Below are 22,408 nucleotides of genomic sequence, written 5' to 3' on the forward strand. Positions count from 1 at the left end.
GGTCGCGGTCGGCCGGGGCGGCGTAGCGCCGCCTCGTCACTGGGACCGGCGTAAGGGCGTTGTCGTATGAGTACTGCGGCGGGCGGTTTTTCTCCGGGCACGTCTCATACAGGGCGGGCCGCGATCCCGTCTTGATGGCGTAGTTCACTCCCGCCGGCCCGATCAGGCCGGCGCGCACTCGGCTCCCTTGGAAGGGAAACCCTCATGGCAACGGCACTTGGCCGTGTCGCCCGTCTGGGCGGCAGCGCGGCTCTGCTCGGCACTCTGGTACTCGGCGCCGGTACGGCGTCTGCCCAAGAGTCCCATCCCATGCGCTCGGTGGGGCAGGCGGCCTCTGGTGAGCTGGCCGCGGGCTCGTTCTTCACCACCTGGGCGTCCGACGTCAATATGCGCAACGACCTGCAACGGGTGAACGGATGGGCCTGCGGGGAGAGTCCTTCCACCACCAACTGCCCGGACGTCACAGGTCAGGCGCAGCCGGGCGACCGGCTGGAGGTCCACTGCCAGACGCTGGGCCAGACGGTCGGCTCCAACCCGTACTGGGTCTTCGTCGACAACCACACCCGCGGCACCTACGGCTGGATGGCCAGCTACTTCATCGCCCATCCGGACAACAAGCTGCCCGGTGTGCCTTCTCCGTGCATGGGCCCCTGACCCGGCCGACCTGCGCGTCGCGCCCCCAACTCCGCTGGGACGACTGTCGCGGTAGGTGGGGGGGCCGGCCTTCGCAGCTGCCGGGGAATCCGCCTGGGCCGTTACGGGCGTACGGGGTGGTCGGGCCGCTGACATCCCCGTTGCGGCCCCTTCGGCCACGCCCTGGCTGGAGGTGGGCGTGGGGCGAGCGGCACCGGGTGTACTGGGCCGACCGCGACCGGCCTCCACACCTGGGCAGCGCTGGGCACCCCTCTGCACGACGCGCTGCGCCTGCCACGCCGTCCCAGTGCGCGCCGAGCAGCCCTGCGGAACGCCGCGTGAGACGAACACCGCGCGCCGTCGCCTCCCTGCTGCGCGGCCCTGAGGCAGAGGGCAGCCAGGCGGGGGAGTCGACGGTGTATTTCCTGGGCGTCGTACTGTCTAGCGGGCCCACCTCTTTGCCGCACAAGAGGCTGCACCAGCGAGGCCACAATGCAGGAGATCGTGGCCGAGGCGCTCAAGGAGGTGTACTTCCAGGACGGCGGCCACCGGGCCGAGCAGTTGGAGGAGGTCCGGTTCACGGACATCGAGCAGGTGGAGTTCGACCTATAGAGGCCCTTCCCGAACAGCTGAGGCCGGGATGTGACTGAGCACTTGCCTTGGCGGACGAGCGCTTGGGTTGGCAGGGAAGAGGAACAGCGGGCGACAGGTGACATACCCGACCCGGCCGACACGACTACGATCATATGTATGGCTGACGGGGATAGTGAGGGCGATCGCCGGTCTGTTCAGCGGACGCAGACGCGAGGATGAACTTGCCCTGGTCGATGCGGAGATCACCGCCTTTGGCGAGATGCTTGCCGGGCATCCCTTCGTGCCGGGTCGGCATCAGGATGACCCTGGTCTCCTCGCTGACTACCAACGGGCGCTGGACGCCTACGAGCAGGCCAAGCAGAACTTTGTCGGCGATCGAAACCTCCGGGACGCCGCCGATGTGCTGCGCGCCCTCGACGAGGGGCGCCATGCGCTGGCCTGCGTGGACGCCGTGGTCGAAGGACGGCCACGCCCGCAGCGGCGTCCCCTGTGCTTCTTCGACCCCCGTCACGGACAGTCGACCGAGGAGGTCCGCTGGGCTCCTTCCGAGGGTGCGGCCCGGATGATCGCTGTGTGCGCAGCTGATGCCGTACGCCTGGCCGAGGGGAGGCCAGCGATCGAGAACGGGCTGCGGGAGCAACGGCTCGCCCCGCAGACCGGGCCGGTCCCGAACCTGGCCGGCGCCGCCGACGCGGGCGCGCAGAGACGTATGGGGCGTCGGCCGACCTCAGCTCTTCCGCCCCGCCCTTTCCCCCTCGCCTCTCCCGATCCCTACGAGACCTGGCCCGAGCACACGGGTGTGCGGCAGCGCCGGGAGAGCCGCGGCAATACGGGAGTCCAACTGGTCCGTACTGACCCTCGGAAGCCCGCTCTGCTGGTGGTCCACCTGGAGCGGACCACGAACTCGTGGGTTGAGCTCACCAGCCCGCCCGACGACAACAGGAGACCCAGGCAGATCCTCACGCACGGCTCCCTGCTGACGCGGGCGATCGTTCCGGTCGAGGCCGACGGCCGGGATGAGATACGCCTCCAAGTGCATACCAGGGGAAGGTGGCAGTTCTGGCTGCATCCGCAGGAGGAGATTCCGCTTCTGGAGGGAGAACTGGGATCGACCGGCTCCTACGTCGTGCGGCATCCTGGCGGCCAGGTGCCCCTGCGGATCACCCAGCACGACGGGGGCGCTTTCTCACTCCACAGCCTTCGGCCGGACTTCAGGCTCGGGTCGCTCCTGTGCCGGGGCGACGGGCCGTTCACGGCTACGGCCGTCGCCCCGAGGAAGGCTGGTCTGCTGTCCGTTCAGTCACGCGGCTCATGGAGTATCGCCCCATAGGGACGGGTGGACTGAGCGCACACCAAACTGTGAACCTGAGCGCGGCACCTGGCGGTGCGCTACCTGAGCGCTGGGGGTCAATAAGCGCCGTAACAGCCCTTGCCGCGTCCCCCGCCGCGCCCCGCCACCACGCCTGGTGGAACCGGGTCATGAGGGTGGCTGGGTGGTGTCCTCGGGGACAGCCGTCGCGGTAGAGGTTGCGTGTGGGACGCTGGCATGCGCCGGCAGGACGACGCCCTCGACGCCGTTATCGGTCGGGATCGTGTCGAGGTGCTCGAACTGTTCCTGCGGCACCGGCACGCAGGCCATCGGCTTGGCGCTGTGCGGGCACCGTGTCACCGGCAACGATCTCAGCCCTCGCGCCGTGGCCCGTGTTGCCCGGGAGGCTACCCGCCAATGCCTCAGCCTGCGCACAGCAGCCGCCGACATGCGGCGTCTCCCGTTTGCCGATGGCCGGTTCGACGTCGTCGTCTGCGCTGACAACTCGCTTTCCCCACCTGCTGACAGAGCAGGATGTGCACGCCGCCTTGGCCGAGATGCGCCGCGTGCTGCGCCCAGAGGGCCTGCTGCTGGTCAGCACACGCCCCTACGACGATCTGCTGCGCGAGCACCCCGTTTCGACGCCTCCACAAGTCCACCGGACCGACTGCGCCGACGGCGGAGCATGGACCGTCACCTTCCAGCTCTGGCAATGGCACGACGACGGTGAGCACTACGACTTGGAGCACTTCCAACTCCTTCCGGCAGGCGGAGAATGGCGCGTCGCGGTCCGCCGGACCACCTACTGGGCCATCAGCCAGGTCCGGTTGGCCGGCCTCGCCGCCGAGGCTGGCTTTGTCGACGCCCGATGGCGGATGCCGCAGGAGACAGGCTTCTTCCAGCCGCTGCTTGTGGCCCGCGCCGACGAGTAGGCCATTGCTTCCAACTCCATGCAACCCCCCTGATGGCAGTGGCGAGATGCTGGTGGCCATCCGTCAGAGGCGGTCGATCGCAGGGTCTGCGTCGTTGAGGAACCCCATGGGACGGCCCTCGAGTCGGCCGGGCCGCAGCATGCACGTGCGGGTGGGGAGGTCGGCTTACGGAGCTCTGCTGCCGGGAAGGGGCAGGCGTCAGAGGTCAGATGAGCGTTGTATGGACCAGGCGCCCTCTGCGGCGGTAGTGGTGGCGTAATCGGTGAAGTTCCTCGGGGTGCGGCCGAGGGCTCGCTGGATGCCGTCGCTCAAGGAGGCGAGGCCACCGGTGCGGATGTACTCGTACAGGTTGATGGACAGTTGCACCCATTCCTCGGGTACACCGTGTGCGCGTTGTTCCTGCGCGTACTGCTGCAGGGGCAGTGGCACGTAGCGGATGTCACGGCCGGTGGCACGGGCGATTTCCTCGACCGCGTCGCGGAAGGTCATGGTCTGGGGCCGCTGAGTTCATAGTGCCACCCGGCGTGCCCGGCTTCCGTGAGGGCGGCGACGGCCACGTCGGCGATGTCCTCGGCGTCGACGAATGCCTCCATGCCGTCCCCGGCGGGCAGTCGTACCTCGCCGCTCAGTACGGGGTGGTAGAGGAAGTCCTCGCTGAAGTTCTGGAAGAACCACCGCGGTCGCAGCACCGTCCAGTCCAAGCCGGAGTGTTCCAGGGCCCGTTCTGCGGCAAGGGCGTGTTCCCGCCCCGCCCCGCCCCGCCCTCGGGCACGGACAGCAGCACCGCCCGCTGTGCTCCGGCCGCTGCGGCCTGCCGGGCGAACGCACCGATGGCCTGGGCGGCTTGCGGGCTGCCGAGGTCGGGGACCACGAGGTACATCCCCGTCACTTCCCGCAGCGCGGGCTCCCAGGTGGTGCGGTCCGTCCAGTCGAAGGACGGTGTGCTGGAACGGGAGGCCGTGCGAACCCTCACGCCCCGTTCCTGCAGCAGCCGCGCCACCCGCCGGCCGGTCTTGCCCGTAGCACCCGTCACCAGGATGATCTCGTCGTTCATGGCCTCGACTCAACCAGTCGCCGACTGCCGCGCCCATACCGCACAGGCTCACGTCCATACCGGTTCGTCTACGCTGGCCGGCACGGATCCCTCGGGACTGACCGGCATCGATCCGCTGGCCGATCTCCTTAACGGGGTACGGACCAGTGGCTCGGTCGTCAACCAGTCCTTGCTGACCGGCTCCTGGGCGGCACGCTTCGAGGACGGCTCACCACTGGCCCTGGCGGTCCTGATCCACGGCTGCGCCTGGATCACCCTTGAAGGCGGCGCCCCGGTCCGGCTCGGCCCCGGTGATGTGGCGGTGGTGTGCGGGGGCGTGCCGTATGTGATCGCCAACGCCCCGGTAACAGAACCGGACGTGGTGATCCAGGCCGGAGGTCGCTGTACGACGGCACAGGGCGAGGAACTGCTTCCCCCGCAGATCCCTGGTCCGGACGTCCGGTACGCCGCAGAGCCGGACCGCACCCTTTTGATCAACGGTCTCTACACCGTCGACACCCGTGCGCCCGGCCGGCTGCTCTCGGCCCTGCCGCCCCTTGCCGTCATCGAGGCGTCCGTAGGGAACTGCCCGGTCAGCCACGCGCTCTTCGAGGAGATCACCCGTGCGGAACCCGGGCAGCAGATCCTCCTGGACCGGACGATGGACCTGATGCTGATCACGGCCCTGCGCGCCTGGTTCACCCGCCCTGGCGCCCAAATCCCCAACTGGTACCTCGCCTACAGCGATCCCGTACTCGCCCCGGCACTGCGCCTGCTGCACGCCGACCCCGCCCACCCGTGGACCCTGCCCGCACTCGCGGCGAAATCCGGCGTGTCACGCGCACACCTCGCCAGGCGCTTCCATGCCCTGGTCGGGCAACCGCCTATGACCTACTTGCGGCAACGCCGTCTGGCGCTTCGGCGGCCGCAGGGTCGCCGGCGTAGAAGAGAATTCTCTCGTAGGGCTGCGTAGCGCCGCCCGTGGTCCCCCGTGCAACGAATTCCGTCACGATGGTGAGGGGATCCGGGCGGTGCGTCGCACGGCGGTGCCGCGCTGACGTTCAGTCCTCCTCTTCCGGGTGCTGCCCGGGGCCGCTGCTCTGAGGCGACAGCGGGGTGGGGGAGAGGTCCGTGGGTTCCTCCCCGCTCTCCAGGAGAGTGTTGGCGGCGCCGATGATCCGCGGGTCGGCTGACCCGACCGCCTCCTCGTCCTTGGCCGTGTAGTCGCAGCGCAGCAGCAGATGCCGCATCGCTTCGAGCCGGGCCCGACGCTTGTCGTTGCTCTTCACCACGGTCCACGGCGCGTACGGCGTGTCCGTGGCGCGGAACATGTCGACCTTCGCCCTCGTATAGGCGTCCCACAGGTCGAGCGAGGCCAGGTCGGTGGGCGACAGCTTCCACTGCCGTACGGGATCGACCTGGCGGATCGCGAACCGGGTGCGCTGTTCACCTTGCGAGACCGAGAACCAGAACTTGACCAGCGTGATGCCGTCGTCCGTGAGCAGCTTCTCGAAAACGGGCGCCTGGGCGTGGAAGTGCCGGTACTCGGCAGGGGTGCAGTAACCCATCACCCGTTCCACACCGGCCCGGTTGTACCAGGACCGGTCGAAGAAGACGATGTCCCCGGGAGCGGGCAGATGGGGGACGTAGCGCTGGAAGAACCACTGCCCGGCCTCCCTCTCGCTCGGCTTGTCCAGCGCCACCACCCGGGCTCCGCGCGGGTTGAGGCGTTCGGTGAACCGCTTGATCGTGCCGCCCTTGCCGGCCGCGTCCCGCCCCTCGCACACCACCACGACGCGCTGCCCGGTGTCGCGCACCCACTTCTGTAGCTTCAGCAGCTCGATCTGAAGGATCCGCTTCTCCCGCTCGTACGGCTTCCGCGGGAGTTTCTGCTCGTAGGGATAGTTCTCGCGCCAGGTGTCGAGGGGATTGCCGTCGCCGGCCAGCAGGATGGGCTGCTCGGGCCGCTGCTCGTCCACGAGCAGCCCCGCGAGCAGTTCCGACGGCACGGACGTGCCCTCGGGGTCCGCGGCCGGTGTAGCCGGCCTCACTGAATCAACCACGGGCGGGTTCCTCCTGCTCACGACGTCGACAGTTTGCTGCGTTCCGCTCCCGAGACGAGAGGGGGAGGGGGCGACAGGGCGGACCGTCCGGGTCTTGCCGAGTGCCCGCTGCCCGGCCGTCCATGTCCGTCCGCGTGGTTCGCCTGCCGGTCCGTTCGGGATGGTTTGCCCCCAGCTCCCCGGGTACTCGCCGCCGGGTACGACGCACGCGCTATCGCGGGAGGTATCCCATGGGCAAGCTGGGTGACATGGCGAACAAGGCCAAGGCAATGGCGAAGGGCCACCCGGACCAGGCCGACAAGGGCGTGACGCGCGCTGAGCGCATGGTCGACGAGCGGACCGGGAACAAGTACGACGCCCATACCGACAAGGCCGCCGACGCGGCTCGTCGTTCCTACCGGGACAGCGGCACGACGGAGTGACCCACATGACCGGCCTCCGGCCCCCGACGCACAGCGTCGGGGGCCGGAGACGTGTGGCCGAGGGGCCGTATGGGGCTCCGGCCGTCAAGGACAGCCGGCCTCAGGTCGTCGTCCCCTGCCCCCGCTGCGACAAGTCCCCCTCAGGCTGATCGAGTCGAGAGATAGGGGGTACACGCCGCGCATGGCACCGAAGAACGATCACTCCAAGTTCCTGCGGGCGGTACGGCAGATGCGCCGCATCCGAGCCTTCTACGCGCTGGGCGCTCTTCTCTGGGCGGCGACCGCCGCCTGGGGAGGCTGGCAGAACCCCGGTAGCCGGCAGATGTGGGTGCCCGTACTCCTGTTGGTCGTCTTCGCCGGTCTGCTGTCCGCGACGACCCTGTGGCTGAGGCAGCACCGGTCGAAGGACGGCGACCGGCCCGCCCACCACGCGGCTCCCCGCAGGCCGGCCGTCCGTCGCCACGCGAGCGCCTGACACGCGGACCTGCGAGCCCGGGGCCTGCGGAGACGCGGCGGCGCTCGGCCGGACACGAAGCCGTCAGCGCTGAGGAACGCAAGGCGCAAGACGGTTCTCGCCGGAGCGGGCCTGCTGAGGTCGCCCGAGGGCGCTTTCCCGTGGTCGTCCTGCGAGGGCACCTCCCGAGGTCCTCTCCCGCGCCCCTCAACCCACCACGGGCATCATGCGGCGCGGGAGTTCCGACGGCGCCGATACCCGTGGGGTCGGCGCCCGTTGAGGGGCCGTCCGGGGGGTAGTCGGTTGCCATGACTGTCTACGGATTTCACGCCTCGCACGAGCAGATTCCACCCGCGGATCTCCTCGACGCCGTGGTACGCGCGGAGCAGGCGGGCTTCTCCGCCGCTATGTGCTCGGACCACTTCTCGCCGTGGAGCGTGCGTCAGGGGGAGTCCGGCTTCGCCTGGTCATGGCTCGGAGCCGCCCTCCAGGCCACCGACCAGGTGCCGTTCGGTGTGGTGAACGCGCCCGGCCAGCGCTACCACCCCGCCGTCGTCGCCCAGGCGATCGCCACCCTCGCGTCCATGAACCCGGGCCGGTTCTGGACCGCGCTCGGCACCGGAGAGGCCTCCAACGAACACATCACCGGCGCGGGTTGGCCCCGCAAGGACATCCGCTCCGCGCGCCTGCGGGAGTGCGTCGACGTCATCCGGGCGCTGCTGCGGGGCGAGGAGGTCAGCCACGACGGGCTGGTGAGCGTGGACCGGGCCCGGCTGTGGACGCTGCCGCCCGAGGAACCGCCGCTGATAGGAGCCGCGTGCAGCACTGCCACCGCGGCCTGGTGCGCCGAGTGGGCGGACGGACTGATCACGGTCAACGCCCCGCGCGAACGCCTGCGCGAGATCATCGGCGCGTACCGTGACGCGGGCGGCCGTGGGCCCCTCCACCTCCAGGTGCACCTGAGCTGGGCGCCCGACGAGGCCGAGGCGCTCGCCCTCGCGCACGATCAGTGGCGGACCAACGTGCACTCCCCGCCGGTCAGTTGGGACCTCGACTCCGCGGAACTGTTCGACGTCGTCAGCGAGCACGTCACCCCCGAGCAGGTCGCGAGCACGGTCAACGTCTCCAACGACCTCGGCTGGCACGCCGCCCGGCTCCAGGAGTACGCCGACCTGGGGTTCGAGGCCGTGATGCTGCACCACGTGGGTCGCGAACAGGCCGCGTTCATCGACGCGTTCGGCGCCGAGGTACTGCCGCGACTCGACGTGACCCGCCCGATCCCCGCCACGGCCAAGGAGTACCGATGCGTCTGACCCGCACGTCCGACCTGTGGTGGAAGAACGCGGTGGTGTACTGCCTGGACGTCGAGACGTACCAGGACGGCAACGGCGACGGCATCGGAGACTTCGCGGGGCTCACCCAGCGCATCGACCACCTGGTGCGCCTCGGCGTGACCTGCGTGTGGCTGATGCCCTTCTACCCCACGCGGGAGCGTGACGACGGCTACGACATCACGGACTTCTACGGCGTGGACCCGCGCCTGGGTACCCTCGGCGACTTCACCGAGTTCGTCCGCACCGCGCGCGACCGCGGCATCCGCGTGATCGCCGACCTCGTCGTCAACCACACCTCCGAGGACCACCCCTGGTTCAAGGACGCCCGCTCCAGCCGGGACTCCGTCCACCGCGACTGGTACGTCTGGAAGGACGAGCCCCCCAAGGACGGCCCCGAGGGCGTGGTCTTCCCCGACGCGGAGGACAGCCTGTGGGAGTACGACGAGGGCAGCGGCCAGTACTACCTGCACCGCTTCTACAAGCAGCAGCCCGACCTCAACGTCGCCCACCCCGACGTCCGTGACGAGATAGCCCGCATCATGGGCTTCTGGACCCAGCTCGGCCTGTCCGGCTTCCGGGTCGACGCCGTGCCCTTCCTGCTGGAGACCGACGGACAGAGCGACGCGGGGGAGCTGCCCGACCCGCACGAGTACCTCGCCGACCTGCGTGCCTTCCTCGGCCGCCGCAACGGCGAGGCGGTCCTGCTCGGCGAGGTCAACCTGCCCTACGACGACACCACCCGCTTCTTCGGCGACCCCTCCTCGGACCGCGGCGACGAACTCACCATGTGCTTCGACTTCGTCGCGATGCAGCAGATGTACCTGTCGATGGCACGCCACGACGCCAGGCCGCTGGCCGCCGCACTGAGCGAGCGCCCCGCGGCACCGCGCGACGCCCACTGGGCCACGTTCGTGCGCAACCACGACGAACTCACCCTCGACAAACTCAGCGACGACGAACGGGCCGAAGTGTTCGCCTCCTTCGGCCCGGACAAGGACATGCAGCTGTACGACCGAGGGCTGCGCCGCAGGCTCCCGCCGATGGTCGACGGCGACCGGCGCCGCGTCGAACTGGCCTACAGCCTGCTGTTCACCCTGCCGGGCACCCCCGTGCTCTTCTACGGCGAGGAAATAGGCATGGGCGAGAACCTGGCCGCGGAGGGACGCCAGGCCGTACGCACCCCGATGCAGTGGACCCCGCAGAAGGCCGCCGGGTTCTCCACCGCCGAGCCGGACGCCTTCCCCAATCCGTTGGTGGACGGCGCGTTCGGTCCCCAGAAGATCAACGTGTACGAGCAGAGCCGCGATCCTGCTTCCCTGCTGAGCCGCATCCGTCTGTTCGTCGAACGCTACCGGGAGGCCCCCGAACTCGCCTGGGGTGACTACCGTTTGCTCACGACGGGGGAGGACGCCGTGCTGGCGCACGTCTGCCGTGACGGCGACGGCACCGTGCTGGCCGTACACAACTTCGCGGACCAGCCTCACACCGTACGGCTGGAACTGGCCGAGGCCGGATCCGGCGGACGGCTGACCGACCTGCTCGACGAGCAGCACACCGGTCTCAAGGCAGGCAAGGACGGCAAGTTCCACGTCGACCTGCCGCCGTACGGCTATCGGTGGCTCCGCGTCGGCACCCCGGCGGACGACCCCGAAAGCATCGCGTCCGGCTGACCGGCCCATGAGTGGCGGCCCCGAGCCCATCGTCGGGGCCGCCCCGACCCGTCGCGTTTCACAGCAGGAACGTGAGAGCCGTGATGGAGCACAGGAGGAAGGCGAGGACGGGCCAGTACAGCAGTTTGGGAGCCAGGTTGTCCCGCCACTGGATCAGTGCGAGGTGGGGGCCGCGGGAGAGCAGCAGTGCGTTCCAGACGACGGCGATGGTCATGAAGTAGAGGCAGAAGTAGACGTAGTCGATGTACGTGATGCCGTGGGAGCCGGTTTCGTTCCGTGCGGTGTTGTGGTCGACGGTCAGCACCAGCAGCATGGCCGCCGCGAATTCGACCACGGTCAGTCCGTCGAATCCGGCAAGCGGGAAGCGCCGGGTGTTCTTCGTGGTGACGAAGAGGGAGGCGAAGACGAGGACGGCGATGAAGGCCAGGGGGATGATCCGCCCGAAGAGCGGTGCGGCGAACTCTCTGGCCATGTGCATGTTGAAGTACAGCTCTGGATGCGCCTCTTGGCGGTACTGGCGGCCCTGTCCGAAGTTCACCGAGTAGCGCGGGGTGTCGTAGCTGAAGGACGTGGTCTTGACGGCCCAGTTGCCTGGGACGAAGTTCGCGTCGAGGCCGTACGCGGCCGGCGCGCGCCAGGGCGGGTACGCGGCCAGGTCGGGGACGAGCTGGACTCTGCTCTCGAAGTCGGGGTGCCACAGGCGGAGCCACACGTCCTGTTCGTCCAGGGGGTAGGTACGGTAGTCGAACACCTGCCGGATCTGGACGTTGAAGTACCAGCCGATGACGTGCTCGCCGTCGCGGTGGACGTCGTAGACCTTGCGGGGCTCGTAGGAGTCGTCGGCTTCCGGCAGGACGACGCCGCGTTCGATGGCGGCCGGCACCGAGTCGGCGTACCGCTGCCAGATGTATCCGCTCACCTCGACGTCGTAAGGGCCCGTGAAGCGCAGGGCCTGGATGAACACACCCGTGGGCACGCGCACGTGGTGCACCGGTGCGGGGGTGTGGCGGGTGAGGTAGGCGTCGGTGTCGTGCATGCTGGTGACCTGCGTGCCGCGGGCGAGGGTGTGCGAGGTGTCGGTCATCACCGCGTACCAGATGAGTACGGTGCCGGTCAGCAGGACAGCGGCGGTCCATGCGCTGGCCAGCCACAGGCGGTGGACCCTCAGTCGGCGGATGCCGGCGAGGCCGGCCAGCAGGAGCAGGGCCAGTCCGGTGATCACGACGGCGCCGAGTGCGGGACCGGGATCTGCGAAGTCCAGTCGCTGGTGTCGATGCGCGACGACCGCGAGCGTGACGGCGAACAGCGCGCCGGCGGCGAGGGCGAGCAGGTCGATTCCTCGGGCGGCAGCTCGCAGATGGTGCACCAGTGGATCGTGGTTCGGCGTCTTCACCACGTCACCGCAGCGAATTCAGCCGAGTTGGGCGACGTAGACGAGGAAGACCGACACGCAGAACACCGGATAGTAGACGCGGGAGACAAGCGCGAGCCGGTTCCAGGCCCGTATGTTGTCGTGTTCCTGGAGCCAGGCGCCGGCGAGCGAGATGAAGACGCATGTGCCCACGAGGAACATGAAGGAGTAGTAGGCCCACTCGAGTGCCACCGTGTATCCGATGTCCGGCAGGGAGTTGGTGACGTTGGTCAGCAGCACGGCGGCGCTGAGCATGGCGGTGACCTCCAGGGAGACGCGGGTGCTGGTGTAGCGGGGGTCGCGTGGAAAGAAGAGGGTGGCGTAGGTGACAGCGGCGCTGAGCAGCAGCGGCAGGAGGTTCTTGACGAGGAAGGGTGCCACGTCGCGGGCCACTGTGACGTCGGCGACGTACTGGGCGTAGTGAACGCCGTGTTCGCCCTGCGACAGGTCCGGGTCGCCGAGCCGCGCGGTGCTGCCCACGGCGGCCTTGTACAGACTCAGATCGCGCACCGTCCAGTTGGGCAGGCCGTCGATGGTCTGCCGGACGTCCTTGCCGCTGTTCAGTGCCTCCACGCGGTCCTGTTTCACCAGGGCCCGGTCCACGACGTAGACGACGCGGGAGGAGGGCTGGATGCGGTTCTGCAAGGTGATGGCGAGATGCTGCTGGTCGAAGGGGAAGCGGTGGAAGTCCAGCGAGGTGCTGAAGGTGGTGACGACCTGGTAGAGGCGGTATTTCACACCGTTGGCGGACGATGTGCGGACGGGGGCGGTCCACTTGAACTTGTCATCCGCCAGGTTGGGGAACTCCACGTCCGTGGCCTCGTCGCTGCCGCTGTAGCGGAACCACAGGAAGATGTCCGCCCTGAAGGTGCCTTCGCGGGTGTCGAGCGTGCTGATCCGGTTGACGTTGATACCGGTGTAGACGATCTGCTGACGGGCCAGCACCCTGCCCTCGAAGGAGACGGCCCGCTTGGCGGCCAGTTCCTGGGCCACGTCGACATCCTCCTCCGGGCTGTACTCGGTCAGCTGGACGGGAGCGGAAACGATGTCTCCGGACTGGACGATGCCGATGGTGACGGGCAGGTGCAGGGAGCGGGTTCGGTCGAAGAAGACCCGCCCGTACAGGCCTGGGATGCCCTTGCCCGGAGTGTTCATGGCGGCCAGCGCGTCGCGGATCGCTGTCCTGTCCCGTTCGCTCACGTGGGCATGGTGGATCTTTGCCCGGCTGATGGCGTGCACGGCCATGTCGGCCGCCGTCTGTCCTGACATCGCCTTCCAGGAGGGCATGGTGCCGTAGCGGTCCCGGAAGGCGGTTGCCCAGGTCAAGCCGGCTCCGGTGAGGCTGTCGGCGAGTTGGGGTGAGGCGGCGTAGAACCGTCCGGTCATCGAGCCGGGTGCCGTCCGTTCCAGGTCGGAGGCGGCCAGGCGGGAGCCGAACTGGGTGTTGGACAGGTCATCGCCCCCGATGACGGTGGCACGCACGCCATGGCGGCGCAGGTAGGTCAGCGTGGCCAGTGCGGGGTCTTCCGGCAGGGCGAGAATGACCGGACCTCGGTCCGGGTCGGTGCGGGCAGCCTCCAGCGCCTCCTGCAACTGGTCCTGGCGCGGGTTGCCGCCGTGGTCGCCGAGAGCGACGACGCGGTGGACGCGCCCTGTGGTCGCGAAGGCGCGGCGGAAGCCGTCTGCCAGGGACGCGCCGTAGGTGCTGTCCACGTGCAGCACGGTCGCGCTGCGTGCGCCGAGCACATGGTGGGCGTAGGCGGCGATGAAGTGCCCCTGATAGGTGTTCGTGTAGGTCGTGCGGAAGCTCCAGGGGTTCGCGGTGATGCTGTCGGCCGTGGCGGTGGGGGTGATGAAGGGGATGCGGGCAGCGGCGTACACGGGGGCGGCTTGGGTGGCCGTGGGGCTGCTGGTGTTGCCGATCACGAGGGCGACACGGTCGTCGCGGGCGATGCGCTGTGCCGTGCGGCGCGCGGTCGCCGGGTCGGCGCGGTCGTCGTAGGGCAGCAGCCGTATGGGATGGCCGCGTATGCCGCCGTTCTGATTGATCCGGTCGATGTGGAAGCGGACGCCGCGGGTGATCTCCTGCCCGCGGACGGCTCCCGGGCCCGTGTGGCTGGTCACCACGGCCACGTGCACCGGCTCTGGCGCCGGGCTCAGCAGGGAGGGCAGGCTCACGGCCGCCGTCACCAGGAGCAGGGCCAGGGTGGCCGTTGCGGTCAGGCGTGCGCGGCGGGTCCGCCACCTGGGGCGCAGACCGCTCGCCGTCGCGCCCGCGGGTGCGGCGTCGGCGTTCGGGGGTTTCGAGCCGGGAGACCGGCCGTCGTCGGTGTCCCTGCCGGTGTCGTCACCGGGCGTGACCACGTCCGTCTCCTTCCTGCGAGCATGCGGTGCGCCGTTTGCGTGCGGCTCCGTGGCCGGGTGGCCGGCGCAGCCGCACGCGTCGAGGTCGCGCTATTCGGCGTCGTTTGGCGTGATGCCGTCGATGGCGTTGTGGAAGACGGACAGCTTGGCGTCCTGGGCGACGAAGTACTTGTCGACCTTGTAGGCGATGGTGGCGAAGTCCAGGCGGCCGTCGCCGTTGAAGTCGCCGATGGCGATGCGCGCGGTGGAGTCGGAGGAGACGCGCCACTTGGTGAAGATGCCGGCCTGGATGTCGATCGCCTTGTAGTAGAAGACGCCCTGCCAGGGCCAGGGGCCGCGCAGGGCGACCAGGAATTCGTCGTCGCCGTCGTTGTCGAAGTCGGCGCAGAGGATCTGGTGGCCGGGGCCCTCGCCCAGTTCGTTGGGGTCACCGAACACGTCGAGGACGACGCGCCGCCAGGTGGCCTCCGCCACGGGGGCGCCGGGCTGCTCCTTGACGTAGACGGCCAGGGTGTTGCCGTGGAAGGGCTCGGTTGCTGCGATGTAGGCGTGCGGGTCGTCGCCGATGCGGCCGGCGCCCACGTCGCCGCTGCCTTTGAAGCCGGTCTGCTGGAACTGGGACAGCTCGCCGGAGCCGATGTGGGTGGTGGTGAACCGGCCTTCGCGTTCGTCGTAGTGCAGCCAGCTGATGCCTTCCTCGGAGGCGAGCAGGATCGAGTCGAGGTGTTCGCAGCCGGGCAGCGGGTTCTGTGTCAGCTCCGCGCCGTGGATCATGCGGAAGTGGCTGTCGTCGACGACGCGTTTCTCCCAGGGCTTGCGTACGTCGTTGTTGGGGCTGAACAGCACGACGGGGATGAGGCCGTGTACATGGCGGGGGCCGACGCAGGGCACGCCCATCACTTCGGGCTTGCGGGTCTGGGTGAAGTGCCCGACGCGCAGGCGGTGCATGCCGGTCTCACGGCCGATGTAGTGGCGTTCCCAGCGCACGTCGGCGTCGGGCTTGCCGGTGTTCTCGATCCAGTCGATCTTCCCGCCGTCGAGGTCGGGGTCGTCGATGCGTCCGCCCTGTCCGTACAGCTCGTAGCAGACCACGATGTCGGGGCGGCCGTTGCCGGAGATGTCGGCGCAGTGGGCACCGATGGGCATGTGGAAGCCGTCCGCGACCAACTGCCGCTTCCAGCCGGGGTTCTTGTACCAGTAGATCTCGCCGAGGGACAGCCCGTAGCCGAAGAGGTCGGGCCGGGTGTCGCCGTCGATGTCGGGCGCCTCCACCCAGTAACCGTCGTTGAGGTGGTCGGCGACGACTTCCCGGTCGAACTTGGGCGTGCGGAGGTTCAGGGGGGTGTGTGCGGCCATGGGGGCCTTCCGATGCTGGGGGGTGGGGGACCGGGCGACTGCCGGTCGGTGAGCAGAGGTCAGGTGAGGGTCTGCGTGAGGTAGCCGTGGGCGGTCTGCGCGTAGTGCAGTGGAGGCTGTCCGCCGCGGGGATCCTGTTCGGCCTCGACGACGAGCCAGCCCCGGTAGGAGTCGCCGGGGCGAAGGATCTTCAGGAGGGTGTCGAAGTCCACGTCGCCGTCGCTGTCACCGGGGACGGTGAAGATGCCGGCCTCGACGTATTCGCGGAAGCTTCCGGAGGCGAGCGTCCGGTCCGCGCGCACGCTGCTGCGGACGTTCTTCAGGTGGACGTGGGCGATCCGCTCCCGGTGGCGCTCGATGACGCCCCGGACGTCGGCGCCGGCCCAGGTGAGGTGACCGGTGTCGAGCAGCAGGCCGACGTGGCGCGGGTCGGTGTCGCGCATCAGGCGGTCGACGTCCTGTTCGGTCTGTACGCCGGTGCCCATGTGCGGGTGGTAGGCGAGGTTGAAGCCCTGACTCGCGACGATCTCACCGATCTTGTTCAGGCCCTTGCAGAGGTCGGTCCACTGCTCGTCGGTGAACTCCGGCCGGTTGCTGCGCAGGCTCAGCGACTGCAGGTGGATGGAGTGGCCGAACTCGGCGACGCCGATCGTGGTGGTCTTCACCGGGGGGTCGCCGGCGTTGAAGTCCTTGAGGAACTCCAGCACCTTCAGCAGGTCGCATGCGGTGCGTTCGGCGCCGTCGGGCACGGTGAAGTAGGTGCTCACCCACGGCTCGCTCACGCTGAGACCGCGCAGGTGCATGGCGGCGGTCAGCGCGTCGACGTCGGTGGTGAAGTTGTGGCCGATGCTGCATCCCTCGAAGCCGGCGAGGGCGATCTCGCTGAGGCACTGTTCCATCGGGATGTCGTTGCCGATCAGCGGGAAGTCGTCGTTGGTCCAGCAGGTGGGGGTGATGCCGAGGTGGATGCCCTCGGGCAGGGCAGTGGTGTCTGGCCTCATGTGACAGTCCTGGGGGTCGCGGGGGTGGGTCAGTGCCCGGGGTGGCCGCTGAGGATGGTCTCGGCCGCGTGGACGGCCATGGCGACGCTGGTCAGCGTGGGGTTGGAGGCGTTGCCGAAGGGGTGCAGGCCGTTGCCGCCGAGGTAGAGGTTGTCGACGTTCCACACCTTGGAGTACTCGTCGACGACGCTGTCCAGTTCGCTGGTGCCCATGCGGGTGGTGCCGGCGATGTGGAGCGGCAGGCCGGGGGTGAGGAAGACCGGCTCGGAGCCGGGCATGAAGCCGCCGAGGGCGGCGGCGGTGCGCAGCATGTGCTCGTTCATGCGGTCCGTCTCCTTCCGTTCGGCCGTGTCGAGGCGGAAGTGGAAGGTGGGCTGCGGCATGTCGAAGGTGTCGCGGATCTTGCGGGAGAAGGTGACCTTGTTCTCCGGGCGGGGGCGGGAGATGCCGAACCAGCGCAGGTCCACGATGAGCCGAGGATCGACGTTGGGCGGCACGGCGCCGTAGGTGAAGGCGTCGCGGTGGATCTGGCAGTGCCAGGGCCGCTCCTCGGTCACCAGCAGGGCCAGGTTCGGGTCGCGCTCGGCGGGCGGGAAGGGCACGGGATCGGCGTTCTTGTCACCGCCGTGCAGCCGCTTGAGCTGGGCTGCGCGGTAGGCGGCGACCCGCTCGGCGGCGGACGCCGCGGGGGCGTCGTCGCTGCCGCTCACGCCGCGCAGAATCTCCTCGATGTTGTCCATGTGCTCCTGCTGCAGGACCACCTGGCAGAAGGACATGGGCTGTTCGGTGAGGTAGCGGCCAAGGGCGGGCAGCGTGATCCCGGAGTTGAACAGCAGCTGCGGGGTGGGCACCGCGCCGCACGCCACCACGTACGTCTTGGCCCGCAGCTGGATCTCGCGGCGCAGGTCGCGCAGGTCGCGTACGACGGCATGGTCGACCTTCTGCCGCCTGCCCGCGCCGGTGATCTCCAGGCGTACGCACTGGTGCTCGGGCAGCAGGGTGAACGATCCCTCGGACGGCCGGTGCGTGGGTTCGGCCAGGTCCCCGAGGACGGTGTCGGACGCGGACCACGTCACCGCGGAGGTCTTCTCGGAGTCGGCGCGCTCGCTGACGGCCAGGGGCAGTTCGGCGACATCGGCGAACTCCTCGCCCGTCTGCTTCAGGACCTGCTTGACCAGCAGATGCCGGGCGGAGGCGGCGAAGACGGAGGTCTGCCGGCCCAGCAGCGTTTCGGCCTCGTCGTACAGCTCGTCCATCTTCTTGTCGTCGATGGGGTATTCCTGGTCGCCGTTGCGCCGCTCGACCTGGGCGTGGAAGCGGGGAACGGCGCACGTCCAGTGCGTGGCCATGCCGCCCACGGCGTACGTCGCGGCTGCCGCGGGCAGGTTGGTGTGCTTCTTCTGCTCGGGATTCTGGTTGCGCATGGAGAAGCCGGCGTACTTGTCCGGGTCGTAGGCGAACGCCGAGGGGTCGAGGGTGAGGGCCGGTTCCTTGTTGGTCGAGGTCGACAGGGGCAGCAGGTTGCCCTTGATGACGGAGACGAACAGGTCGATGTTCTTCTGGAACAGGTAGCTGTTCTTGAGGTGTTCGCCGTATCTCCGGGACAGCTGCGCCCCGGCGTCGATCATCAGGACGTGCTTGCCGGCCTGGACCAGCTTGCGGGCGAAGGTGCAGCCCACCGGGCCGCTGCCGATGATCAGCGCGTCGTACTCGGTGGTGAGCACGTCGTTGTCGTTCATGAGGTTCCTCTCACACGGGGTGGGTCGTGCACCGCGGCACCGTCGTCAGCGGCGCGCACGGGTGGGCCGCTGCTTCCGGGATGCGGCCTCGACGGCATGCTGGGCATGGCCGTCACCGTCGACGGAGGTGATGTCGGCCGTGCCGCTGAGCCACAGAGCGCTGTTGACGAGGCCGACCATGCTGAACGCCTGGGGTGTGTTGCCCAGATGGCGGCCGGTGCGCGGGTCGTATTCCTCGCTGAGCAGTCCCACGTCGTTGCGCAGGTCCAGCAGCCGCTCGAACAGTTCCCTCGCCTCGCGTCGGCGGCCGGTGCCGTGCAGGGCGTCGGCGAGCCAGAAGGTACAGACGAGGAACGTGGCCTCGTCGCCGGGCAGTCCATCCACGCCGCCGTCCGCCTCGGGCCGGTAGCGCAACAGGAAGCCGTCCTCGCCCAGCTCGCGGCGTACCGCGTCCACGGTGCCCCGCACCCGCGGGTCCTCCCACGGCAGGAAGCCGACCCGGGGCAGCAACAGCAGCGCCGCGTCCAGGCCCTTGGAGCCGTAGAACTGGGTGAACGTGTTGCGCTCGGTGTCAAAACCCTTGGCGCACACCTCGGCGTGGATGCGGTCGCGCAGGTCCTCCCAGCGGTCCACCGGACCCCAGCGGCCGTGGTGCAGCACCGAGCGCACGGCCCGGTCGAGACCCGCCCAGGCCATGACCTTGGAGTGCACGAAGTGCCGGGGATCGCCGCGGACTTCCCACAGGCTGCTGTCGGGTTCGCTCCAGTTGCCTTCCAGGAAGTCCAGCAGGGCCAGCTGCACGTTCCAGGCGGGGTCGGACGCCGGCAGCCCCGCCTCGCGCGATACGTAGAAGCACTCCAGTACCTCACCCCACACGTCGAGCTGGAACTGGCCGGCCGCGGCGTTGCCGACCAGGACCGGGCTGGAGTTCTCGTAGCCGGACAGCCAGTCGAGGGAGTACTCGGGCAGCCGCCAGGTGCCGTCGAGGCCGTACATGATCTGCAGGTCGGCCGGGTTGCCGGCGACCGCGCGCAGCAGCCACTCCCGCCACGCGGACGCTTCCTCCAGGTAGCCGGTGCCGACCAGGGCCTGCAGCGTGAAGGTGGCATCCCGCAGCCAGCAGAACCGGTAGTCCCAGTTGCGCGACCCTCCGAGTTGCTCGGGCAGCGATGTCGTGGCCGCCGCGAGGATCCCGCCGGTGGGCTGGTAGGTCAGGCCCTTGAGGGTGATCAGCGAACGGCGCACCGCCTGCTGCCACTGCCCCTGGTAGGTGCATCGGCTCATCCAGGACCGCCAGAACCGCTCGGTGTCCGCGATGGCGGCGATCGCATCGACGGGCTTGGTACGGCTGGCCAGATGGGAGGGCTTGTGGGTCAGGACGAACGGCACCTGCTGTCCTGCCTCGACGGTGAACTCGGCCTTCGTGGCCATGTTCTCGCCGTAGACGGCCACGGGCGTGTGCAGCCAGAAGGCGTCGGGGCCGGCCACGGCCCGCAGGCCGCCGCCGGTCCGGTTCACCCAGGGGATGATGCGGCCGTAGTCGGGACGCAGCCGCAGATCCATCCGCATGGTGACGCGTCCGCTGATGCCTTCCACCAGGCGGACCAGGTCGGATGCCTCCCCGCGCAGCGGCATGCAGTCCACGACCCGCACACTGCCCTCGGCGGTGTGCCACTCGCTCTCCAGGATGAGGGTGTCGTCCCGGTAGCGGCGATGAGTGGCGGGGCCGCCCGACGCCGGGGCCAGCAGCCAGCGGCCGGCGCTCTGGTCGTGCAGCAGGGCGGCGAAACACGCCGGTGAGTCGAACCGGGGCAGGCACAGCCAGTCGATCGACCCGTCCCTTCCTACCAGCGCACCCGAATGCAGATCTCCCAGGAACGCGTAGTCCTCGATGGCACTGGGCATTCCGACACTCCCTTACACCGGCGGCACGGCACCGCCGGAGAACGCTCGCGCCTGTCTGACGGCGCGCCACGGCTCCGCTTCACGGGCGGGGCGCGCCGCGCCAGAGCGGCACCTTGTGGTGAATGGATGGAGCGCCCGCAGTGGAACCGGGCGCCGAACGTGCGGGCACGCCTGATAGGCCTGACGGCAGCCGACGGCCGGAAAGCCGCTTGCCGACCCAGGCCGGCCTTCGCGAGAAGGCTGCCTTGGCAGTTCGCGCATGTCCGCCGGACCGCCTCTTCAAGGTGGCATACCGCATAAGAGAGCGCGACTCCGGCATATGCATATGGCTTACTGGCATGTCAGATGGCACTTCTCCTGCTACTGGCATATGTAGCAGCAGCATCTGAAAGGTGGGTGGTCGATCGGGGCGGTGATCGGTACGACTAACGGCTGCTGAGCGGCGTGGCGTGCCCGATTCTTCCCGCTGGTCGACACGATGTGGCCGACGGCCCGGGCTGACATCGGCCGGCGTCGAGGTCGACGGACCCGCCTGCACCGGTGTGTCCGTGATGAGTGCGGAGGGCGTAATGGTGATCAGTCGTCGGAAGGTTCTGTGGCGCGGAGCGCAGGCCATGGCCCTGGCCGGTGCCGGTCGGATGACCGAGGGTGCCGCTCAGGCCGCTGGGCAACACCCGCCGGCCTCAGGACCCGGCATGCCGGCCTCGGCGTGGCGGGAGCTGGAACGGGCGTTGAGCGGCGGAGCGGGGCTCTACCGGCCGGGGAGCGCACACTACGAGAGCTTGGTGCTGCCGGACAACCGGCGGTATGCGGCGGTGCGGCCGGCGGGCATTGCCGCGTGCGCCACAGAGAAGGACGTGCGGGCGGCGCTGGGCTGGGCCGCCGACCAGGGGATGCCGTTCGCCGTCCGCTCAGGCGGCCACAACTACGCCGGATACTCCACGACCACGGGACTGCTGATCAGCCTACGCCGTATGCGCAGCGTGGTACCCAGCGGTCACCGGCTGGTGCTGGGCGGCGGTGCCACCAACTCCGACGTCTACGAGGCGAAAGCGGCGAACCTGTACTTCCCTGGCGGCCGTTGCCCCGGCGTGGGCGTGGCGGGGCTGACCCTGGGCGGGGGCTTGGGCTTCAACGACCGCAAGTGGGGACTGACATGCGACCGGCTGGTGGAGACTCGCCTGGTGCTGGCCGACGGTTCCCTGGTGCGGGCCAGCGCCCGGGAGAACGCGGACCTGTTCTGGGCCTGTCGCGGCGGGGCCGGCGGGAACTTCGGCATCAACACCGGTTTTACCTTCGAGGCCGTCGACGTCTCCGCCCAGCGCGCCACCGTGTTCGACCTGACCTTTCCCGTCCGACGGGGCGTCGTGGTCATGACCGCCGTTCAGGAAGCCCTGGCCGCAGACGAGCACAACGCCCTCGACGTGCGGATCGGCTTCAAGAACAACGGCGACGGCGGCGGTGGGACGCTGTGGCTCCTCGGTCAGCGTCTGGGCGACGAGGAAGGCCTGCGCCGGACGCTCGCGCCCGTGCTGTCCCTGCGCCCGAGCAAGTCATTCGTGCAGGAGAGGCACTTCTGGGACGCCCAGGACTACTTGATGGAACGCCCGGGTCAGCCCGCAGCCAGCGCCTCCAAGTCTCTCGTGCCCGACCGCGGCATCGGCCACCCCGCTGTCGAAGACATCATCGGCTGGATCGAGGACTGGCAGCCAGGCCGCAAGGGCAACGCCGGCTACGTGACACTGTTCGCCATGGGCGGCTCCAGCGCCCAGCCCTCCCCCGGTGACACTGCATACCCACACCGCCGAGGCACGTTCGTCATCGACATCGGCAGTCACTGGCACCCCGACACCCCCCGCAAGGAAGCAGACCGTCTGCTCGCCCAACTGCGGACGATGCACCGCACGCTGCGACACAGGCTCGAGACCTCCGCCGCGTACGTCAACTTCCCGGACCCGGACCTGCCTGACTGGCAGCACGCCTACTACGGCGCCAACTACCAACGCCTCACCGGCGTCAAGCGCCACTACGACCCGACCGGCCTCTTCCGCTACGGCCAGAACATCGGAGTCGCCGAGACCACGACAGCACTCTCCTGACCGGATCAGCCCTGGCCACGGCTGCTTCAGGCGGCTTCTCGCACGGGTTGCCCGGCCGTCAGCGGCCCGCCGGGGGGTGTATGCGCAGA

General features: G+C 69.2%; 20 protein-coding genes and 1 pseudogene. 11 read left to right on the forward strand and 10 right to left on the reverse strand.

The features are described 5' to 3' along the window. Positions 1 to 204 precede the first annotated feature (204 nt). The 5 genes and pseudogenes from ACWD11_RS31165 to ACWD11_RS31185 all read left to right on the forward strand — a co-directional run bounded on the left by ACWD11_RS31165 (position 205) and on the right by ACWD11_RS31185 (position 3,468). Positions 205 to 654 (forward strand): hypothetical protein, encoded by a 450-nt coding sequence (locus ACWD11_RS31165; RefSeq protein WP_451287000.1) that lies wholly within the window; start codon positions 205 to 207, stop codon positions 652 to 654. A gap of 427 nt (positions 655 to 1,081) precedes the next feature. Further along, positions 1,082 to 1,245: pseudogene (locus ACWD11_RS31170) on the forward strand (telomere-protecting terminal protein Tpg); the annotation flags it as partial. Positions 1,246 to 1,399: 154 nt separating this feature from the next. Next, the gene (locus tag ACWD11_RS31175; protein ID WP_451287002.1) at positions 1,400 to 2,557 is read left to right on the forward strand and encodes a hypothetical protein; all 1,158 of its coding nucleotides are present in this window, start codon (positions 1,400 to 1,402) and stop codon (positions 2,555 to 2,557) included. Between the two features lie 262 nt (positions 2,558 to 2,819). After that, positions 2,820 to 3,266, forward strand: a complete 447-nt coding sequence (locus tag ACWD11_RS31180; protein WP_451287004.1) for a class I SAM-dependent methyltransferase — start codon at positions 2,820 to 2,822, stop codon at positions 3,264 to 3,266. A 10-nt stretch (positions 3,267 to 3,276) separates the two neighbouring features. Next, the gene (locus ACWD11_RS31185) at positions 3,277 to 3,468 is read left to right on the forward strand and encodes a hypothetical protein (protein ID WP_451287006.1); all 192 of its coding nucleotides are present in this window, start codon (positions 3,277 to 3,279) and stop codon (positions 3,466 to 3,468) included. A gap of 198 nt (positions 3,469 to 3,666) precedes the next feature. On the opposite strand, the gene ACWD11_RS31190 is transcribed toward ACWD11_RS31185, so the two are convergent. The 3 genes from ACWD11_RS31190 to ACWD11_RS31200 are packed head-to-tail and all read right to left on the reverse strand — an operon-like array spanning position 3,667 to position 4,522. Continuing rightward, positions 3,667 to 3,957 carry a hypothetical protein gene (locus tag ACWD11_RS31190; RefSeq protein WP_451287008.1) on the reverse strand — a complete coding sequence of 97 codons (291 nt, stop codon included), beginning with the start codon at positions 3,955 to 3,957 and terminating at the stop codon, positions 3,667 to 3,669. After that, a complete protein-coding gene (locus tag ACWD11_RS31195; RefSeq protein ID WP_451287010.1) occupies positions 3,954 to 4,169 on the reverse strand; it encodes a hypothetical protein in 216 nt (71 codons plus the stop codon). Before ACWD11_RS31195 ends, ACWD11_RS31190 begins: the two co-directional genes overlap by 4 nt. Then, positions 4,094 to 4,522 (reverse strand): SDR family oxidoreductase, encoded by a 429-nt coding sequence (locus ACWD11_RS31200; RefSeq protein ID WP_451287012.1) that lies wholly within the window; start codon positions 4,520 to 4,522, stop codon positions 4,094 to 4,096. The genes ACWD11_RS31195 and ACWD11_RS31200 overlap by 76 nt, the downstream gene beginning before the upstream one ends. Here ACWD11_RS31200 and ACWD11_RS31205 point away from each other — a divergent pair. Continuing rightward, positions 4,521 to 5,474, forward strand: a complete 954-nt coding sequence (locus ACWD11_RS31205) for a cupin domain-containing protein (RefSeq protein WP_451287014.1) — start codon at positions 4,521 to 4,523, stop codon at positions 5,472 to 5,474. The two genes, ACWD11_RS31200 and ACWD11_RS31205, sit on opposite strands and share 2 nt — an antisense overlap. 88 nt (positions 5,475 to 5,562) lie before the next feature. Here ACWD11_RS31205 and ppk2 read toward each other — a convergent pair whose 3' ends face one another. Further along, entirely contained in the window at positions 5,563 to 6,552 is a 990-nt protein-coding gene (ppk2, locus tag ACWD11_RS31210) for a polyphosphate kinase 2 (RefSeq protein WP_389420194.1), read from the reverse strand. Positions 6,553 to 6,794: 242 nt separating this feature from the next. On the opposite strand from ppk2, the gene ACWD11_RS31215 reads away from it, so the two are divergent. The 4 genes from ACWD11_RS31215 (at position 6,795) to ACWD11_RS31230 (ending at position 10,444) form a co-directional block, all read left to right on the forward strand. Further along, on the forward strand, positions 6,795 to 6,986 hold the full coding sequence (locus ACWD11_RS31215) for an antitoxin (RefSeq protein ID WP_389420184.1): 192 nt from the start codon (positions 6,795 to 6,797) through the stop codon (positions 6,984 to 6,986). A gap of 181 nt (positions 6,987 to 7,167) precedes the next feature. After that, positions 7,168 to 7,461: a hypothetical protein gene (locus tag ACWD11_RS31220; protein ID WP_389420183.1), complete on the forward strand. Its 294-nt coding sequence runs from the start codon at positions 7,168 to 7,170 to the stop codon at positions 7,459 to 7,461. Positions 7,462 to 7,748: 287 nt separating this feature from the next. Next, positions 7,749 to 8,753 (forward strand): TIGR03885 family FMN-dependent LLM class oxidoreductase, encoded by a 1,005-nt coding sequence (locus ACWD11_RS31225; protein ID WP_389420182.1) that lies wholly within the window; start codon positions 7,749 to 7,751, stop codon positions 8,751 to 8,753. Further along, positions 8,744 to 10,444 carry an alpha-amylase family protein gene (locus ACWD11_RS31230; protein WP_451287017.1) on the forward strand — a complete coding sequence of 567 codons (1,701 nt, stop codon included), beginning with the start codon at positions 8,744 to 8,746 and terminating at the stop codon, positions 10,442 to 10,444. Before ACWD11_RS31225 ends, ACWD11_RS31230 begins: the two co-directional genes overlap by 10 nt. Positions 10,445 to 10,502: 58 nt before the next feature. On the opposite strand, the gene ACWD11_RS31235 is transcribed toward ACWD11_RS31230, so the two are convergent. The 6 genes from ACWD11_RS31235 to ACWD11_RS31260 form a co-directional block, all read right to left on the reverse strand. Next, positions 10,503 to 11,810 (reverse strand): hypothetical protein, encoded by a 1,308-nt coding sequence (locus tag ACWD11_RS31235; RefSeq protein WP_451287019.1) that lies wholly within the window; start codon positions 11,808 to 11,810, stop codon positions 10,503 to 10,505. Positions 11,811 to 11,855: 45 nt separating this feature from the next. Beyond that, a complete protein-coding gene (locus ACWD11_RS31240) occupies positions 11,856 to 14,219 on the reverse strand; it encodes an ABC transporter substrate-binding protein (protein ID WP_451287021.1) in 2,364 nt (787 codons plus the stop codon). 90 nt (positions 14,220 to 14,309) lie between these two features. After that, positions 14,310 to 15,575: an FG-GAP repeat domain-containing protein gene (locus ACWD11_RS31245; protein WP_451287023.1), complete on the reverse strand. Its 1,266-nt coding sequence runs from the start codon at positions 15,573 to 15,575 to the stop codon at positions 14,310 to 14,312. 59 nt (positions 15,576 to 15,634) lie between these two features. After that, positions 15,635 to 16,576, reverse strand: a complete 942-nt coding sequence (iolE, locus tag ACWD11_RS31250) for a myo-inosose-2 dehydratase (protein ID WP_451287025.1) — start codon at positions 16,574 to 16,576, stop codon at positions 15,635 to 15,637. Between the two features lie 29 nt (positions 16,577 to 16,605). After that, positions 16,606 to 18,315 (reverse strand): pyranose oxidase, encoded by a 1,710-nt coding sequence (locus ACWD11_RS31255; protein ID WP_451287027.1) that lies wholly within the window; start codon positions 18,313 to 18,315, stop codon positions 16,606 to 16,608. A gap of 45 nt (positions 18,316 to 18,360) precedes the next feature. Further along, positions 18,361 to 20,220, reverse strand: a complete 1,860-nt coding sequence (locus ACWD11_RS31260; RefSeq protein ID WP_451287029.1) for a glycoside hydrolase family 15 protein — start codon at positions 20,218 to 20,220, stop codon at positions 18,361 to 18,363. A 695-nt stretch (positions 20,221 to 20,915) separates the two neighbouring features. Here ACWD11_RS31260 and ACWD11_RS31265 point away from each other — a divergent pair. After that, positions 20,916 to 22,319: an FAD-binding oxidoreductase gene (locus ACWD11_RS31265; protein ID WP_451287031.1), complete on the forward strand. Its 1,404-nt coding sequence runs from the start codon at positions 20,916 to 20,918 to the stop codon at positions 22,317 to 22,319. Positions 22,320 to 22,408 lie beyond the last annotated feature (89 nt).

The organism is Streptomyces sp. NPDC002776, from assembly GCF_053592195.1.

Bases quoted from the DNA above. Each gene is read 5' to 3' on its own strand.
- ACWD11_RS31225 (WP_389420182.1), top strand. From the start codon at position 7,749: ATGACTGTCTACGGATTTCACGCCTCGCACGAGCAGATTCCACCCGCG.
- iolE (WP_451287025.1), bottom strand. From the start codon at position 16,576: ATGAGGCCAGACACCACTGCCCTGCCCGAGGGCATCCACCTCGGCATC.
- ACWD11_RS31215 (WP_389420184.1), top strand. From the start codon at position 6,795: ATGGGCAAGCTGGGTGACATGGCGAACAAGGCCAAGGCAATGGCGAAG.
- ACWD11_RS31220 (WP_389420183.1), top strand. From the start codon at position 7,168: ATGGCACCGAAGAACGATCACTCCAAGTTCCTGCGGGCGGTACGGCAG.
- ACWD11_RS31255 (WP_451287027.1), bottom strand. From the start codon at position 18,315: ATGAACGACAACGACGTGCTCACCACCGAGTACGACGCGCTGATCATC.
- ACWD11_RS31230 (WP_451287017.1), top strand. From the start codon at position 8,744: ATGCGTCTGACCCGCACGTCCGACCTGTGGTGGAAGAACGCGGTGGTG.
- ACWD11_RS31200 (WP_451287012.1), bottom strand. From the start codon at position 4,522: ATGAACGACGAGATCATCCTGGTGACGGGTGCTACGGGCAAGACCGGC.
- ACWD11_RS31245 (WP_451287023.1), bottom strand. From the start codon at position 15,575: ATGGCCGCACACACCCCCCTGAACCTCCGCACGCCCAAGTTCGACCGG.
- ACWD11_RS31265 (WP_451287031.1), top strand. From the start codon at position 20,916: ATGCCGGCCTCGGCGTGGCGGGAGCTGGAACGGGCGTTGAGCGGCGGA.
- ACWD11_RS31260 (WP_451287029.1), bottom strand. From the start codon at position 20,220: ATGCCCAGTGCCATCGAGGACTACGCGTTCCTGGGAGATCTGCATTCG.
- ACWD11_RS31165 (WP_451287000.1), top strand. From the start codon at position 205: ATGGCAACGGCACTTGGCCGTGTCGCCCGTCTGGGCGGCAGCGCGGCT.
- ACWD11_RS31205 (WP_451287014.1), top strand. From the start codon at position 4,521: ATGGCCTCGACTCAACCAGTCGCCGACTGCCGCGCCCATACCGCACAG.
- ACWD11_RS31190 (WP_451287008.1), bottom strand. From the start codon at position 3,957: ATGACCTTCCGCGACGCGGTCGAGGAAATCGCCCGTGCCACCGGCCGT.